The following is a 15,445-nucleotide window of genomic DNA, read 5'->3' as shown; positions in this document are numbered from 1 at the left end:
GCCCTCAGGCGGCGAGATCGGGCTCCCGGGGCGGATCATCGGCCCGGACCTTGCCGGGGACGGCCCGGCGGCGCCGGGCGCCGCCCTTCGGGCTGCCGGTCCTGCGCCCGCCCGCCACGATCAGCGGGGCGGCGGCGCTCCGGGCCACCGCGTGGCAGAGCGGGACGAGCACGGCCATCGCGATCGGCGCCAGCAGCAGCACCACTGCGGTCGCCAGGGCGAAGCCGCCGATCACGTCCGTCGGGTAGTGGACGCCCATGAACATCCGGCAGAAGCCCTGCAGCAGCGCCAGGCCCCCGGCGATCCAGCCGAGCCGCCGGTTGACCAGGAAGAGCGCCACCGCGATGCCCATCGACATCGTCGAGTGGTCACTGACGAAGGAGTGGGTGCCCTCCTTGCCGGCCACCAGGACGTCCAGCCCGGTGTGGTCGACGAAGGGGCGCGGCCGGTTCACGATCGCCGCGATCGGCAGGTTGGCCAGCTCGGCGACGGTGACCGCCAGCGGGGCCCAGAGCAGCCCGGCGACGGCCACCGGGGCGTCCGGGCGGCGGCGGGCCTGCAGCCAGCCGGTGAGGCACAGCGCGGCCAGGCCGAGCAGGATGCCGTACTCGCCGATCCAGGAGACCAGCGAGTCCAGCCAGCCGGGCGAGGACTTGGCCAGCCCGTTGACGGCGTAGAGCAGACCGAGATCGGGGTCGCTCGTGTCGGCAAGTGGCATCGGCACGCCGCACCTCCTTCTGCTCCGCTGAACCTGTGGTCCCGGCCGGGGTCGGCCCAGCTCAGGAAGCTGACACAGAACCACCGGACACAACGTCACCACCGGCACACAGGGTTCCACGGGGACGCAGGGTTATGGAAACTTGACTCGCCGTCCACCGTGCGCTCACACCGGGGGCACCGCTTCGGCTCAGGTCTTTGCCGGCGTTTGACCGGAGCCGCCCGCGGCGGCCGCCCGCGCGGGCGGGCTCGCCGCAGGCGTGGTCGCGGGCGTGCCGGCCGGAGCGCCCGCGGGTGACCGGTCGGCGGCGCCCGGCCCCCCGGATCCGGTGATGCTGCCGTCCGCGCCGCGCACCGGCAGCGCGTTGGCGCCGTCCGAGGTGACCCGGGTGGCGCCGATGTACTCCTTGGTGTCGATCTTGTCGTAGCGGATCACGGCACCGGTGTGCGGTGCGTCGATCATGTAGCCGCCGCCGACGTAGATCCCCACGTGGTGGATGCTGCGCGGGTCGTTCAGGTCGGTGGCCCAGAACACCAGGTCGCCCGGCCGGAGCTGGTCGCGCGAAGGGTGCGGGCCGGCGTACCACTGGTCGTTGGCGACCCGGGGCAGGGTGATCCCCACCGACGCGTACGCGGCCTGCATGAGCCCGGAGCAGTCGAACCGGCCGCCCTGCGAGGGCAGCCCCTCACCGCCCCACAGGTAGGGCGTGCCCAGCACGTTCTGCGCGAAGTAGATCGCCCCGGCGGCCTGCTGGGACACCTCCACCGCGGCCGTCGGCGCGGTGAAGCTGCGGGCCAGCGTCGAGATGTTCCGCACGTACCCCTGGGTCTCCGAGTACGGCGGCACCCCGCCGTACTTGATCACCGCGTACGGGCCCGCGTTGTAGGCCGCCAGCAGGTTGGCCTGGCCGTCCCCCGGAACCTTCGAGACCTCCCGGGCCAGCGCGCAGTCGTAGGTCGCCGCGGAGGCGATTGCGTCGGCCGGGTCCCAGATGTCCTTCTTGCCGTCCTTGTTGGCATCCACCCCGTACGTCGCCCAGGTGCTCTCCAGGAATTGCGCCATACCGTAGGCCTTCGCCGGACTCCGGGCCGACGGATCGAAACCGCTCTCCTGATAGAGCTGCGCCGCGAGCATCGGCGGAGAGATCTCCGGGCAGAGTGAGCCCCACTCCTGGATCAGCCCCTGGTAGGCCGCCGGGACGGTGCCGGCGGAGAGCGCGGCCCGCGAACCCTGATGCTGCGGCGTACCGCTCGCCGCATACGTCCCGAAGGTCACCAGGCCCACGAAACCGACCAGCACAACTCCCGTAGCAGCGGCGGCCGTACCGGCCTTCCGGAGTACCATCAGCACCATCCCGACGAGTCGTCAGTCGAAGTGTCCCGGAAGGCGTTGCTCACCGCAATCATCAGAGATACAAAGAGTGAGCGCTATCCTTCGTACGGTGGACATCCTGGCGTACGTGTCCCATGCCTCACGACCAATCCGCGAGAAGCAGCCAAGTCGACATCAGATCTGGCCAAGAATAGGTACCGGCCCTTCGCGCAGGTGGGGTCATGGGCCTTGAATTTGCCTGATCGGGCGGTGAGATGGAAATGAACCTGAGCAGCGTGGACAGTATCGCGATCGGCCACCTGGCCGAGGACCCACCCAAAAAGGCCAATATCGACACCATCATCGGAGGGATCGCCCCGGACTGGGGGCCCTTCGCCACGCTCGGCTCCGAGGCCCGCGTGATGGTGGAGGTCGTCATGGCCGTGGCCATCCTGGCCTGCCTGGCCCTCGCGGTCTGGGGCGCCGCCAAGCAGCGGATCGGCGCCACCGCGATGCGCGACTCCTTCGGTGCCGAGCAGGGCAAGGGGCTGATCATCGCCGGGCTGACCGGCGTGTTCATCATCGGATCGCTGGGCACCCTGTTCACCATTGTCTACGGTATGGCCATCTGACGATCGGACAGCGTCCCGCCGACCGGCCCACCGGCCGCGGGGAGCACGTCCGGCCGCCGGCGGCCGGCAGCAGCCCGGCCGGGGGACCGCCAGGACCCCCGCCAGGAATCCACCCGCCCTCCTCACCCGCGCCCGCCGCCCGCCCACGGGCAGGCGGCCCGCCGGGCCGGAGGGGCCCAACGGAGCCGCCAGCCGGCTCCCCGCACCAGGAGGGCCGCCGTGCCGTTGTCCGACGACCAGCCGCACACCCGTACGCGGCTACCGGTCGCCGAACAGTCCTCCTACCAACCGAACGGCCGCCAGGCCCGACCGGTGCGGACCCTGCTGACCGTCCTGGTGGTCGTCACCCTGCTGGTCCTGGCCATCTCGGTCGCCAACCGCGGCAAGGCCGACCCGGACACCTCCACGCCGCCCTCCGCCGACCGCGCCGCGGCCTCCGCCGCCCCCGGCGGCGCCGGCCCCGCACCCAGCGGCGAACAGCCCGTCAGCACCACCAGCAACGGCATCGCCAACGGGTTCCCGCACACCGACCAGGGCGCCCAGTCCGCGGCCGCCAACTACGCCGTCGCGATCGGCTCCGCCGACATGTTCCGCACCGAGGCCCGGCACACCATCGTGGCCACCATCGCCGACCCGGCGGCCGTCGCGGGGCTGCAGAGCCGGCTCGACCAGGGGTTCTCGCCCGAGACCGCCGCGAGGTTCGGGGTCGATGTGCAAGGCAAGGCCCCCAAGGGATTGACCTTCGTCAGCCGAACCATCCCGATCGGAACCAAGAGCGACGGCTACGGCGCGGAGAGCGCCAAGGTCCAGGTCTGGTGCAACGGTCTCTTCGGATTGGCCGGCGAGAAGTCGACCAAACCGGTCTCCCAGGATTGGTTCACCCTCACGCTCAACCTGCACTGGACCGGGAGCGACTGGAAGTTGACCGAATTCAGCCGCGCGTCGGGCCCGGCGCCCGTTCCCGCGGATCAGCAAGCGGCGACCGCCGAGGAGATCACTGGTGCCGTCCAGCAGTTCGGAGGCTTTCGCTATGCCCGCTGACGGTGCCCGCAGGTCTGCGCGGTTCAGGCTCGGTGTGGTGGTCAGCGCCTTCGCGCTTGCTCAGACCATGGCCATGAGGGTGGCACAGCAGGCGTTCGCCGAACCCTCGCCCTCGCCGACCCCCGGGGCGACGAACACGAGCTGCCCCGGTATCCCGTTGCCGGGTGACAACGTCTACTGCTCCCCCGGCGGCGGCACCAGCCTCCCCGGCAGCGGCACCGTCGGCAGTGTCACCGACCCCCTCGGCTCGCTCGCCAAGGGGTGTGCGCAGGCCGCCGCCTGGGTGGTGCGCAAGCTGTCGACCGCGATCGACGGGACGACGCAGGTGGACTTCACCAACGCGTCGTTCCTGCAGCAGTACGCGGTGGTCTTCGCCGGTTCGACGATCATCACGTTGGTGCTGTGGCTGCTGGCGGTCACCAAGCGGGCCGTCCGCGGGGCCCCGCTGACGACGGCGATCGGGGAGGCGATCGGGTTCCTCTGGCTGACCGTGGTGGCCTCCGCGTTCACGCCGTTGATCCTGTTCACGGTGGTCAGCGCGACGGACGGGCTGACCAAGGCGATCGCGGTGGGCACCAAGTCGGACACCGGTACCTATCTCGGCGGCTTCGCGGACACCCTGGAGAAGGGTGACATGGGCGGCGGCCCGCTGATCCTGATCATCGTGTCGCTGGTGGCCGTGCTGGCCGCGGCGGTGCTCTGGATCGAGCTGCTGATCCGCGCCGCGATGCTGTACGTGGGGGCGCTGCTCGGGACGGCGGTGTACGCCGGGCTGGTCGACAAGCAGTTGTGGAAGCACGTCCGCCGCTGGGCCGGCCTGATGGTGGCGGTGGACCTGGCGAAGCCGATCATCGTGATCATCCTGGGCCTGGCGGGGGCGGTGGCCAGCGGGGCGGGGGCGACGGACGACTTCGCGCGGGTGCTGTCGGGGCTGGCGATCCTGTTCCTGTCGATCTTCGCGAGTGCCGCGGTCTACCGCTTCGTGCCGGGCTTCGGCGACGAGATGGTGAACATGCGCAACGCCCGGGCCGGCGCCGTCTCGGCGGGCTCGGCGATGATCAACGGCCCGGCCAACCTGGTGAAGCAGGGCATCAGTGCCCACGGCTCCCGGGGCGGTCCGCAGGCGGCGAACGCGGCCGGTGGCGGCGGGTCGGTGGCGCCGGGTATCGCCGCGCACGGGTCCCGTACCGCGGCGCCGCCGCAGCAGGCGGGGCCGCCGGCTCCGATTCGCGACAGCAATCCAGCGAAGGGAGGGTGACGGGTAAGTGAGCAGCGACCAGCTCGGCCAGTACGGGGGTCAGTACGGCCAGGGGTACGTGCACCAGCGCCGCACCTATCTGATCGGCAAGGCCCGCCCGAACGCGCCGATCGGCCGCAACCGGGAGTCCGGCGAGATCGTCCTGATCATCTTCGGGGCCTTCCTCGGGATGCTCTGGGGTCTGCTGATGCCGATCCTCCCGTTGCGGATCGCGGGGCTGGTCGGGCTGCCCCTGCTGGCGATCATGGCGGTGTACGTGCCGTACCGGCGCCGGACGTTCTACAAGTGGGTGGAGATCAACCGCACCTACCGGCGGACGGCGCGCAGCGGGCGCGGGCTGTGGAAGTCGGACGTGATCGACGCGGGTACCCGGCTGGACGGCCGGGAGGTCGAGGTCGGTCCGCCGCCCGGGGTGGGGCGGCTGCGCTGGCTGTCGGCGCCGTTCGGGCCGGACGAGGTCGGGGTGCTGATGCACCTGGAGCGGCGGACGGTGACGGCCGCGATCGAGATCGAGGGGCCCGGTGTCGGGCTGCGTGACTCGGAGGACCAGGAGGCGCTGGTCGACCGTTTCGGCACGCTGTTGAAGCATGTCGCCAACGGGGACGGCTTCGTGACCCGGCTGCAGATCCTGGCCCGGACCCTGCCGGCCGACCCGGACGCGCACGCCAAGGACGTCGAGCGGCGCGGGGACCACGACGCGCCGCGCTGGCTGCAGGACTCGTACGACCAGCTGCAGTCGATGGTGTCGACCTCCTCGGAGCAGCACCGCGCGTACCTGGTGGCCTGCATGCACTACACCCGGGACCTGGCGGCCGAGGCGCACGCGATGGGCCGGACGGCGACCGGCAAGCGGGCCCGGGACGACGAGGGTCTGGCGGCGGTGATGGCGCGTGAGCTGACCGACATCTGCGCCCGGCTGGCGGAGGCGGACATCCGGGTCCGGCAGCCGCTGGGCCAGGCCCGGCTGTCCTCGCTGCTGCACTCGATGTACGACCCGGATCACCCGATCGACCACATCCAGGCGATGTCGCGCCGCAACGCGTGGCCGGCCGAGCTGGACGCGACGCATCCGCAGTACCTGACCGCGAAGACCCGGGAGTCGGTGACCCGGGAGCCGTGGTGCCATGCGACGGCCTGGATCAAGGAGTGGCCGCTGACGCCGGTGGGGGTCAACTTCCTGGCGCCGCTGCTGGTCCACACGCCGGACGTGATCCGCACGGTGGCGGTCACGATGGACCTGGAGCCGACCGACGTGGCGATCGAGCGGATGCTCACCGAGAAGACCAACGACGAGGCGGAGGCGAGCCGCGCCGCCAAGATGAACCGTACGGTCGACCCGCGGGACCTGGCCCACACCGGCCGGGTCGACCAGCGCGGTGACGACCTGGCGTCGGGCGCGGCCGGGGTGAACCTGGTGGGGTACATCACGGTGTCCTCGCGCAGTCCGGAGGCGCTGGCCCGTGACAAGCGGACCATCCGGGCGTCGGCGGGCAAGAGTTACCTGAAGCTGGAGTGGTGCGACCGCGAGCACCACCGGGCGTTCGTCAACACCCTCCCGTTCGCCACGGGCATCCGCCGCTGATCCACGTACCGACCCTCCGGAGGCAGGCCCGCCATGGCAATCGGCAATCTCACCGACTCGTTCACCAGCCTGATGTTCGGCAAGGTGGAGACCACCCGGCTGCCCGTGCGGACCTCCACCGGGCAGGCGCAGGCGGTCTATCTGCCGACCGCCGCGCCGGGGCTGGGCGATTCCGGCGTGATCATCGGCCGGGAGGTGTACAGCGGCAAGGGGTACGTCTACGACCCGTTCCAGCTGTACGGGCAGCAGCTGCCGGCGCCGCACTGGCTGGTGCTGGGGGAGTCCGGCAACGGTAAGTCGGCGCTGGAGAAGACGTACGTGCTGCGCCAGTTGAGGTTCCGGGACCGGCAGGTCGTGGTGCTCGACGCGCAGGGCGAGGACGGCGTCGGCGAGTGGAACCTGATCGCCAACGCGCTGGGCATAAAGTCCATCCGGCTGGCCCCGATGGCGGCGCGTGACGGCGGGGTGAAGCTGAACCCGCTGGATCCGGCGATCACCACGACGGGGCAGTTGTCGCTGCTGCGCACCATCATCGAGGTGGCGATGGGGCGCGGGCTGGAGGAGCGGGCGGGCTTCGCCCTGAAGGCCGCGCACGCCCATGTGCTGGCGACGGTGACCGGCCGCCAGCCGGTGCTGGACGACATCATCAACACGCTGCGCAACCCCGACCTGTCCTCGGTGGAGTCGCTGGGCGTGGCCGTTCACGAGGTGCAGGCCTGGGGCCTGGACGTGGCGCTGGTGCTGGACCGGCTGGTCGACGGTGACCTGCGGGGGATGTTCGACGGGTCGACCACGGACGGGATCGACCTGGACGCGCCGCTGATCGTCTTCGACCTGTCGCACATCGACCGGAACTCGATCGCGATGCCGATCCTGATGGCGATCGTGGGGGTGTGGCTGGAGCACACCTGGATCCGTCCGGACCGGAAGAAGCGGATCTTCCTGGTCGAGGAGGCCTGGCACATCATCAACAGCCCTTTCGTGGCGCAGCTGTTCCAGCGGCTGTTGAAGTTCGGCCGGCGGCTGGGCCTGTCCTTCGTGGCGGTGGTCCACCACCTGTCGGACGTGGTGGACGGGGCGGCGGCGAAGGAGGCCTCGGCGATCCTGAAGATGGCCTCGACCCGGACGATCTACATGCAGAAGGCCGACGAGGCGAGAGCCACCGGCCGGGTGCTGGGGCTGCCGCGCTGGGCGGTGGAGATCATTCCGACGCTGTCGCCCGGTATCGCGGTGTGGGACGTCAACGGCAATGTCCAGGTGGTGAAGCACATCATCACGGAGGCGGAGCGCCCGCTGGTGTACACCGACCGCGCGATGACGGAGGACGCGGTCGCGGAGCGGGTCAGGGCCGAGCGGCAGTTGGCCGCCGAGCCGGGGGTCTGAGGCCCCGTTCCCCGGGGGGCGGGTTCAGCGGGTGGCGGGGGTCCGGCGGGATGGTCGGGCGGTGGCGGCGGCGATCGCGCCGACCAGCCCGGCGGCGATCAGGACGGCCTGGATCCAGCCGTGGTAGGGCCACCAGTTGGTCCAGCCGGCGGCCCCGAGGGCGCCGACCACGCTGGCCAGGCCGACGGCGAACACCATGCCGTCGGAGCCGGGGCGGCCGCGCCGGAGCCGGACGCAGGCCACCGTGCCGAGCGTGCCGAGGATCAGGGCGGGGACGGCCACCGCGGCGGTGAAGAGCATGACCAGGAGCAGTGAGACCTGGCCCTCGCCGGTGATCTCCCCGCGTTCGTCCGACCCGCCGAGGAGTTGGGCCAGGGTGTGGACGGCGTACCCCAGCAGGCCGAGGCCGGGCAGGCCCCAGAGGACGGCCAGGGCGCCCGGCAGCCAGGGGCTGGTGCGGGTGGCGGCGGTGGTCGGCGCCGGGATCGCTGCCGGGTTCGGTCCGGTGGGGTTCATGGCGGCTGCCCATCTCGTGTCGTAGGTCCGCGCTCGGGGCACCACGGTAACGCCCGTGTCGAGGGCCGCACCTGAGTGCGTGTACTCAGCTTCCGCGGGTGCCGAACCTGTGAAGGCACCTACCGGTCGGCAACAGGAAACCCTCTCGTTACGTCCAGGGTCCTGACAGCTACGCGCGTTGACTCTAGGCTGCACAGGTCACGAGCAACATCGCCGCCAGCCCGGCCCCGCCCACCGCGGGGCCCTCCAGGTGCAGGGGAACCCTCATGCCCAATGCCGGTCGCACCGGTAGTGACCTGCCGAACAGCGGGTCCAGGAACGTCAGATACCGCCGCGCGACGCTGGCCGTCGTCGCGGCCGCCGGCCTGTTCGGCACCTTGATGGTGCCGAGCGCCGCCCAGGCGGCGGACCGTCACAAGCTGGCCAACCTCCAGCTGCTGGCCATCAACGACTTCCACGGCAACCTGGAGGCCCCGGCGGGCTCCTCCGGGACGGTCAAGGAGATCGACCCGGCCACCGGCAAGGAGGTCGCCACCCCCGCGGGTGGCATCGAGTACCTGGCCACCGCGCTGCGCCAGGCCCGGATCCCCGCCGACGACTCGATCACGGTCGCGGCCGGTGACATCGTCGGCGCCAGCCCGCTGACCTCGGCGCTGTTCCACGACGAGCCGACCATCGAGGCGATGGACAAGCTCGGCCTGGACGTCACCGCGGTCGGCAACCACGAGTTCGACGAGGGTGCCAAGGAGCTGCTGCGCCTTCAGAACGGCGGCTGCCACCCGGTCGACGGCTGCTACGAGGCGGGGCGCAAGTTCAAGGGCGCCAACTTCAACTACCTCGCGGCCAACGTCACCAACGAGAAGACCGGCAAGCCGATCCTGGCCCCGTACTGGGTGACCAAGTCCCAGGGCGTCAAGATCGGTTTCATCGGCGCCACGCTGGAGGGCACGCCGAACATCGTCACCGCCGAGGGCGTCAAGGGCCTCAAGTTCGGTGACGAGGTCGAGACGATCAACAAGTACGCCGCCGAGCTCAAGAAGCAGGGCGTCAACTCGATCGTCGCGCTGATCCACGAGGGCGGCTTCCCGGCCAGCTCGGTCTACAACTACGACTGCGGCGCGGCCGGCCAGGGCATCTCCGGGCCGATCGTCGACATCGCCAAGCAGCTCGACCCGGCCATCGGCGCGATCGTCACCGGCCACACCCACAACGCGTACGCCTGCACCATCCCGGACCCGCAGGGCGTGCCGCGTTCGGTGACCAGCGCGGCCTCCTTCGGCCGGCTGTACACCGAGATCGACCTGCAGCTCGACAAGACCACCGGCACCATCGTGCGCCCGTCGGTGAGGGCCGAGAACCACGTGGTGCGGCGCACCCTGGAGAAGGCGCCGGACATGACGGCCCTGATCGCGCACTACTCGGCGCTGGCCGCCCCGATCGCGGGCCGCCCCCTGGGCTACATCCCGGCGGACGTCAACGGCCGTGGCAGCAGCGCGCTGGAGAAGCCGCTCGGTGACGTGATCGCCGACGCCCAGCTGGCCGGTCTCGCCCCCGCCGACAAGGGCGGCGCGCAGATCGCGTTCATGAACCCCGGCGGTATCCGCTCCGACCTCGTCTACAAGGCCTCCGGGGCCGAGGGCGACGGGGTGGTGACCTACGGCGAGGCGTTCACCGTCCAGCCGTTCACCAACATGATGCAGGTCAAGACGCTGACCGGGGCGCAGATCGTCCAGCTGCTCCAGCAGCAGCTGAGCGGCCTCAACGAGGCGGCTCCGAAGATCCTGCAGAACTCCAAGGGCTTCACCTACACCCTGGACATGCGCAAGGCCGGCGCGGACCGCGTGGTCGTCGACAGCGTCAAGCTGAACGGCGCCCCGATCGACCCGGCGGCGAGCTACCGGGTCGCGGCCAACGAGTTCCTGGCCGGCGGCGGCGACGGCTTCCCGGCCTTCGCGGCCGGTACCGACAAGCTGGTCGGCGCCTCGGACCTGGACCTCTTCGCGGCGTACCTCGGGGCCAACAGCTCCGCGGCGGCTCCGCTGGCGGTGCCGGCCCAGGACCGGATCACCATCATCGGCCCGGGCACCGACATCGACTGACCCACCTGCACGGCCGGACGGGCGGGGTGCCTTCGGGCGCCCCGCCCGTTCGTCGTTCCCCGGCCTCCGGTGCCCCTCAGGGAGCCACCGGTCGGCCCGGCAGCCGGACCGTCGCCTGGGCGCCAGGACCGCCGTCCCTGGCCGGTCCGAGCGAGACCTCGCCGCCCGCGTCCCGGACGGACTGCGCGACGATCGACAGCCCGAGCCCCGAGCCCGGCAGCTGGCGCGAGGACGGCGAGCGCCAGAAGCGGTCGAAGACGTACTGCAGCTCGTCCTGCGGGATGCCGGGCCCGTGGTCCCGGACGGTCAGCAGGCCCTCGTGCAGCCGTACGTCGACCACGCCGCCGGGCGGGCTGTACTTCACCGCGTTGTCCAGCAGGTTGATCACGGCGCGCTCCAGCGCGGCGCCGTCCCCGTGGACGTACCAGGGGGCGATGTCCAGCTCGAAGACCAGACCGGGGCCGCGCAGCCGGGCCCGGTCGACGGCGCGGCCGGCGATCTCGTGCAGGGCGACCACGGCGAGGTTCTGGCCGGGCTTGGGGGAGTCGGGCCGGGAGAGCTGGAGCAGGTCGCCGATGAGCAGGGTGAGTTCCTGCATCTGTGCCTTCATGTTGCCGAGCAGCTTGGTACGGGTCGCCTCGGGCAGCGGCCGGCCGGTGTCGTTGCTGCGGATCAGCAGGTCGACGTTGGTCCGCAGCGAGGTGAGCGGGGTGCGCAGCTCGTGCCCGGCGTCGGCGATCAACCGGGTCTGCCGGTCACGGGAGTTGGCCAGCGCGGTGCTCATCGAGTTGAACGAGGTGGACAGCCGGGCGATCTCGTCGTTGCCGGTCACCGGGATGGTGGTGCCGACCTCCTCGGTCCGGGCGATGTGCTCGACCACGTCGGTGAGGTCGTCGACGGGCTTGAGCGCGGAGCGGGCGATCAGGCGGCCGGTGAGGCCGGCGCCCACGACGCCGACAGCGGCGACCGCACCCAGGATGAGGGCGAGTTGCTGCAGGGACTCCTCGACCGGCTTCGTGGGGGCGGCGGTCAGCGCGATGCCGCTGGGGCGTGCGTTCCGGTCGAACAACCAGGAGACCCGGATCAGTGCCGAGTCGCCGTCGGTGTAAGTGCCCGACCGTACTGTGGTCTTGCCGGGTTGGAGCGTGAGGTCGGCCGGGTCGACGACGATGGCCCGGGTCGCGTCAGCCGGTACGCAGACGGTCCGGCCGTCCGCGGAGACCAGTTGGATGTCCTGGAGCTTGCCGCCCCCGAAGGGCTGGCTGGCGCCGATCGCCGACTGCGCCTTCTTGGCGTTGGCGAGGGCTTCCTGGGGCGTGCTCGCGCAGCCGTCTCCGTTGAAGGCGATGCCCGGCGGGATGTGCGTGATCCCGTTGCCGAGGTCCTTGCGCAGCAGGTCGTACATCCGCTGCTCCACGATGAACCAGCAGGTCAGCGCGCAGAGCGCGATCGCCACCGCCACCGCGAGCGCGGTCAGCGCGGCGAGTCGGCTGCGCAGCGAGCGCCCCCGGTACCAGGCGGCCAGCCGCCGCCGCAGCGTCCGGCGGGGCGGGTGGACCAGCGGCGGCGCCGGCGGCACGGGGGGCACCGCGGAGGGCATGGTCTCGCTCACGCAGCGACGCCTGCGGCCGGCCGCAGTGCGTAGCCGACGCCGCGGACGGTCTGGATGAGCCGGGGCATGCCGCCCTGCTCGGTCTTGCGGCGCAGGTACATCACGTACACGTCGAGCGAGTTGGAGGACGGTTCGAAGTCGAAGCCCCAGACGGCCTTGAGGATCTGTTCGCGGGTGAGCACCTGGCGGGGGTGGGAGAGGAACATCTCCAGCAGCATGAACTCGGTGCGGGTGAGTTCGACGGGCCTGCCGTCGCGGGTGACCTCGCGGGTGGCGGTGTTCATCCGCAGGTCGGCGAAGGCCATCACCTCGCTGTCGTCCTCGGCGACGACGGCGCGGGCGGCGGCCTCGGTGGCGAGGGCGTTGCGCCGGAGCAGGGCGCGGACGCGGGCGAGCAGTTCGTCGAGCTCGAAGGGCTTGGCGAGGTAGTCGTCGGCGCCGACGTCGAGGCCGGTGACGCGGTCGCCGACGGCGTCGCGGGCGGTGAGCATCAGGACGGGGGCGGTGTCGCCGCGGGAGCGCATCCGGCGGACGGCGGTGAGGCCGTCCATCCTCGGCATCATGATGTCCAGCAGGACGAGGTCGGGCTTGTCGCGTTCCACGGCGTCGAGGGCCTCGTAGCCGTCGGTGGCGGTGGAGACCTCGTAGCCCTCGAAGGCGAGGCTGCTCTCCAGCGCGTCTCGCAGGGCCGGCTCGTCGTCGACCACGAGGAGGCGGGCGGGGGCGGACCCGGCCTCGGCGGCGGTGCGGTCGTCGGCGGGGGGAGTCATGGGCGCTGGCCCTTTCTCGTCGTGGTGGGGCTCGTCGTCGTGGTGCTCGTCGTGGTGGGGCTTGGTGGGTGCTGGCGCTGTGCTGGAGAGGCTGGTGGGCCGTGCCGTGCCCGGTAGGGCCAATTGTCCGTCTAGACGTTCTGCCCTGCCTCCAGCTTGGACAGCACCTGCTTGATGTCGTTGATCGGGATGGCGAAGCCGAGGCCGACGCTGCCGGCGCTGCTGGAGTCGGCGGTGGAGTCGGCGCCGCCGGCCGAGTACATCGCGGAGTTGATCCCGATGACCTGGCCGCTCGCGTTGATCAGCGGTCCGCCGGAGTTGCCGGGGTTGAGGGCGGCGTCGGTCTGGAAGGCCTTGTACGTGGTGCTGTCCCCGCCGGAGCCGCTGGAGCTGCCGGAGCCCTGGCCGCCGCGGGTGCCGGGCAGGTTGGGGAATCCGAAGCCGCCGTTGCCGCTGGTGGAGCCCTCGTCGAGCTGGACGGTGACCTGGCGGTTCTCGGCGCTGATGATGCCGGAGGTGACGGTGCCGGTGAGGCCCTCGGGGTTGCCGATGGCGACGACGGAGTCGCCGACGGCGACCTGGCCGGAGTCGCCGAGGGTGGCGGGGGTGAGGTTCTTGGCGCCGGAGGCGGTGATCACGGCGACGTCGAGGGCCTTGTCGGTGCCGGTGACGGTCGCGGTGGCGGTGCTGCCGTCCTTGAAGGTGACGGTGGCGGTGCCGCCGCCGGCCGCGCCGGAGATCACGTGGTAGTTGGTGAGGATCCGGCCGGTGGTGTCGAGGACGACGCCGGTGCCGGTGGCCGTGCCGGCGGAGGTCTTCACGCTGATCTGGACGACGCTCGGCGACACGGCGGAGGCGATCGCGGCGACGTCGGCGCTGCCGTCGGTGCGGGCGGAGACGGGGCTGGCGATGGTCGCCGACGAGGAGGAGGAGCCGGTGCGCTCCCCGACGGCTATCGCGCCACCGGTGACTCCGCCGAGGACGGCGGCGACGGCCGCGACGGCGGTGACGAGTGCGAGCCGCCCGCGCAGCAGGCCGCGCCGGGCGTGGCTGCCGGAGGGCGGGGGTGTCCCGGGCGAGGCCGTGCCGTCCCAGGGGGTGCCGGGCGGCGGCGCCGGCGGGCCGTCGAAGGCGCCGCCGGAGTGGTCCTCGACGTGGCCGTGGGAGACGACGGTGCCCTCGACGACCTGCGGCCGGCTCTCGGGCCACCCGCCGCCCGCGGGGTACGCGGTGCTCTCCGTGGCGGGCGTGATGGGCGGCTGCCCGGGCATCGGCGGGGTCCAGCCCGCGTAGCCGTGCGAAGGGGTGCCGCCGGTCTCGGTGCTGCGCTGCTGGTCGCTCATGTGACCAACGTCCGCCCGCCGGATGAAGGTTTGATGAGAGGCGGCTCAGAACGGCCAGAGAAGCCCGTTGACTTCTCATAAAGGCTGGTCAGGCCACGAAGTTACGCCTTCTCGGGTGTTCCGCAGCCGCACGAGCGGCGAACGACCAGGCGGGAGGGGAACTTGCGGACCCGCTCGGTGTCCGAGCCGGGCACCATCAGCGAGTCGTCGAGGACGAGCTCGACGGCGGCCCGGGCCATCGCGTCGCGGTCGGAGGCGACGGTGGTCAGCGGCGGGTCGGCGAGGGCGGCCTCGGGGACGTCGTCGAAGCCGGCCACCGCGAGGTCCTCGGGGACCCGCAGGCCGACCTCGCGGGCGGCCCGCAGGACGCCGATCGCCTGGTCGTCGGTGGAGCAGAAGATGGCCGGCGGCCGCTGGGGGGAGCGCAGCAACCGCACCGCGACCTCGTACGCGCCGTAGCGGTGGAAGGGCGCGTCGATCAGGTGCTGGGCGGTGGGCAGGCCGTGCGCGTCCATCGCCCGCTGCCAGCCCTCGACGTGGTCGATGACCGGGTCGCCGGGGGCGGGGGACTCGACCGGGCCGCCGAAGCAGGCCACGTACGGGGCCTGGTGCACCTCCAGCAGGTGGCGGACGGCCAGCTCGGCGCCGCCGACGTCGTCGGTGACCACCGCGACGTCGTCGATCGCCTCGGGGCGGCGGTGCAGCAGCACCACCTTGGCGCCCTCCATGGCGGCGAACTCCTCGGCGGCGCGCTGCGAGGGGCCCTGGCTGACCAGGATCAGGCCGGAGACCCGCATCCCGAGGAAGGCGCGGACGTAGTGCACCTCGCGGTCGTCCACGTAGTCGGAGTTGCCGATCAGCACGAGCTTGCCGCGGTCCGAGGCGGCGCGTTCCACGGCGTGCGCCATCTCGGCGAAGAACGGCTGGCGGGCGTCGGGGACGACCATGCCGATCAGGTTGGTGCGGCGGGAGGCCATCGCCTGGGCGACGCTGTTCGGCCGGTAGCCGAGCTGCTCGATCGCCGCGAGCACCTTCTCCTTGGTCGCGGGCGCGACAGGGCGCGGCCCGTTGTTGATGACGTAGCTGACGACCGCGGTCGAGGTCCCAGCCAGTCGGGCTACATCGTCGCGCGTCACTTTGGCCACGTGCGGAGTCTACGCGGGTGGCGTCCCCCAGGCAC

At 71.8% G+C, this 15,445-nt stretch carries 13 protein-coding genes; 6 read left to right on the top strand and 7 right to left on the bottom strand.

Annotated elements, in window-relative coordinates; all coding sequences use genetic code 11:
* Nucleotides 1-4: 4 nt before the first annotated feature.
* The gene (locus OG689_RS19160; RefSeq protein ID WP_266327269.1) at nt 5-718 is read right to left on the bottom strand and encodes a phosphatase PAP2 family protein; all 714 of its coding nucleotides are present in this window, start codon (nt 716-718) and stop codon (nt 5-7) included.
* Nucleotides 719-907: 189 nt separating this feature from the next.
* Entirely contained in the window at nt 908-2,062 is a 1,155-nt protein-coding gene (locus tag OG689_RS19155) for a bifunctional lytic transglycosylase/C40 family peptidase (RefSeq protein ID WP_266321934.1), read from the bottom strand.
* 248 nt (nt 2,063-2,310) lie between these two features.
* Here OG689_RS19155 and OG689_RS19150 point away from each other — a divergent pair, with 248 nt between their 5' ends.
* From OG689_RS19150 to OG689_RS19130, 5 genes are all read left to right on the top strand, one after another.
* Nucleotides 2,311-2,661: a hypothetical protein gene (locus tag OG689_RS19150; RefSeq protein WP_073926635.1), complete on the top strand. Its 351-nt coding sequence runs from the start codon at nt 2,311-2,313 to the stop codon at nt 2,659-2,661.
* Nucleotides 2,662-2,880: 219 nt separating this feature from the next.
* On the top strand, nt 2,881-3,702 hold the full coding sequence (locus OG689_RS19145) for a hypothetical protein (RefSeq protein ID WP_266321932.1): 822 nt from the start codon (nt 2,881-2,883) through the stop codon (nt 3,700-3,702).
* Nucleotides 3,692-4,960: a hypothetical protein gene (locus OG689_RS19140; RefSeq protein WP_266321930.1), complete on the top strand. Its 1,269-nt coding sequence runs from the start codon at nt 3,692-3,694 to the stop codon at nt 4,958-4,960. The genes OG689_RS19145 and OG689_RS19140 overlap by 11 nt, the downstream gene beginning before the upstream one ends.
* A 7-nt stretch (nt 4,961-4,967) precedes the next feature.
* A complete protein-coding gene (locus OG689_RS19135) occupies nt 4,968-6,542 on the top strand; it encodes an SCO6880 family protein (protein WP_266321929.1) in 1,575 nt (524 codons plus the stop codon).
* 33 nt (nt 6,543-6,575) lie between these two features.
* On the top strand, nt 6,576-7,925 hold the full coding sequence (locus tag OG689_RS19130; protein ID WP_266321928.1) for an ATP-binding protein: 1,350 nt from the start codon (nt 6,576-6,578) through the stop codon (nt 7,923-7,925).
* Nucleotides 7,926-7,949: 24 nt separating this feature from the next.
* Here OG689_RS19130 and OG689_RS19125 read toward each other — a convergent pair whose 3' ends face one another.
* A complete protein-coding gene (locus tag OG689_RS19125; RefSeq protein WP_266321927.1) occupies nt 7,950-8,441 on the bottom strand; it encodes a hypothetical protein in 492 nt (163 codons plus the stop codon).
* Nucleotides 8,442-8,707: 266 nt separating this feature from the next.
* On the opposite strand from OG689_RS19125, the gene OG689_RS19120 reads away from it, so the two are divergent.
* Nucleotides 8,708-10,540, top strand: a complete 1,833-nt coding sequence (locus OG689_RS19120; RefSeq protein ID WP_323189308.1) for a bifunctional metallophosphatase/5'-nucleotidase — start codon at nt 8,708-8,710, stop codon at nt 10,538-10,540.
* A gap of 76 nt (nt 10,541-10,616) precedes the next feature.
* On the opposite strand, the gene OG689_RS19115 is transcribed toward OG689_RS19120, so the two are convergent.
* From OG689_RS19115 to OG689_RS19100, 4 genes are all read right to left on the bottom strand, one after another.
* The gene (locus OG689_RS19115; RefSeq protein WP_266321925.1) at nt 10,617-12,152 is read right to left on the bottom strand and encodes a HAMP domain-containing sensor histidine kinase; all 1,536 of its coding nucleotides are present in this window, start codon (nt 12,150-12,152) and stop codon (nt 10,617-10,619) included.
* Nucleotides 12,149-12,922 carry a response regulator transcription factor gene (locus OG689_RS19110; RefSeq protein WP_266321923.1) on the bottom strand — a complete coding sequence of 258 codons (774 nt, stop codon included), beginning with the start codon at nt 12,920-12,922 and terminating at the stop codon, nt 12,149-12,151. The genes OG689_RS19115 and OG689_RS19110 overlap by 4 nt, the downstream gene beginning before the upstream one ends.
* A 131-nt stretch (nt 12,923-13,053) precedes the next feature.
* Nucleotides 13,054-14,265 carry a trypsin-like peptidase domain-containing protein gene (locus OG689_RS19105; protein WP_266321922.1) on the bottom strand — a complete coding sequence of 404 codons (1,212 nt, stop codon included), beginning with the start codon at nt 14,263-14,265 and terminating at the stop codon, nt 13,054-13,056.
* A 101-nt stretch (nt 14,266-14,366) separates the two neighbouring features.
* Nucleotides 14,367-15,410 carry a LacI family DNA-binding transcriptional regulator gene (locus OG689_RS19100; protein ID WP_266321921.1) on the bottom strand — a complete coding sequence of 348 codons (1,044 nt, stop codon included), beginning with the start codon at nt 15,408-15,410 and terminating at the stop codon, nt 14,367-14,369.
* Nucleotides 15,411-15,445: the final 35 nt, after the last annotated feature.

Source organism: Kitasatospora sp. NBC_00240, from assembly GCF_026342405.1.
Lineage (GTDB): Bacteria > Actinomycetota > Actinomycetes > Streptomycetales > Streptomycetaceae > Kitasatospora.
The sequence above is the reverse complement of the archived record's forward strand: the minus strand, read 5'-3'. Positions and strand labels throughout refer to the sequence as shown.

Excerpts from the sequence above, each read along its gene's own strand:
- OG689_RS19160 (WP_266327269.1), bottom strand. The coding sequence starts at position 718 with ATGCCACTTGCCGACACGAGCGACCCCGATCTCGGTCTGCTCTACGCC.
- OG689_RS19155 (WP_266321934.1), bottom strand. The coding sequence starts at position 2,062 with ATGGTACTCCGGAAGGCCGGTACGGCCGCCGCTGCTACGGGAGTTGTG.
- OG689_RS19150 (WP_073926635.1), top strand. The coding sequence starts at position 2,311 with ATGAACCTGAGCAGCGTGGACAGTATCGCGATCGGCCACCTGGCCGAG.
- OG689_RS19140 (WP_266321930.1), top strand. The coding sequence starts at position 3,692 with ATGCCCGCTGACGGTGCCCGCAGGTCTGCGCGGTTCAGGCTCGGTGTG.
- OG689_RS19130 (WP_266321928.1), top strand. The coding sequence starts at position 6,576 with ATGGCAATCGGCAATCTCACCGACTCGTTCACCAGCCTGATGTTCGGC.
- OG689_RS19125 (WP_266321927.1), bottom strand. The coding sequence starts at position 8,441 with ATGAACCCCACCGGACCGAACCCGGCAGCGATCCCGGCGCCGACCACC.
- OG689_RS19120 (WP_323189308.1), top strand. The coding sequence starts at position 8,708 with ATGCCCAATGCCGGTCGCACCGGTAGTGACCTGCCGAACAGCGGGTCC.
- OG689_RS19110 (WP_266321923.1), bottom strand. The coding sequence starts at position 12,922 with ATGACTCCCCCCGCCGACGACCGCACCGCCGCCGAGGCCGGGTCCGCC.
- OG689_RS19105 (WP_266321922.1), bottom strand. The coding sequence starts at position 14,265 with ATGAGCGACCAGCAGCGCAGCACCGAGACCGGCGGCACCCCTTCGCAC.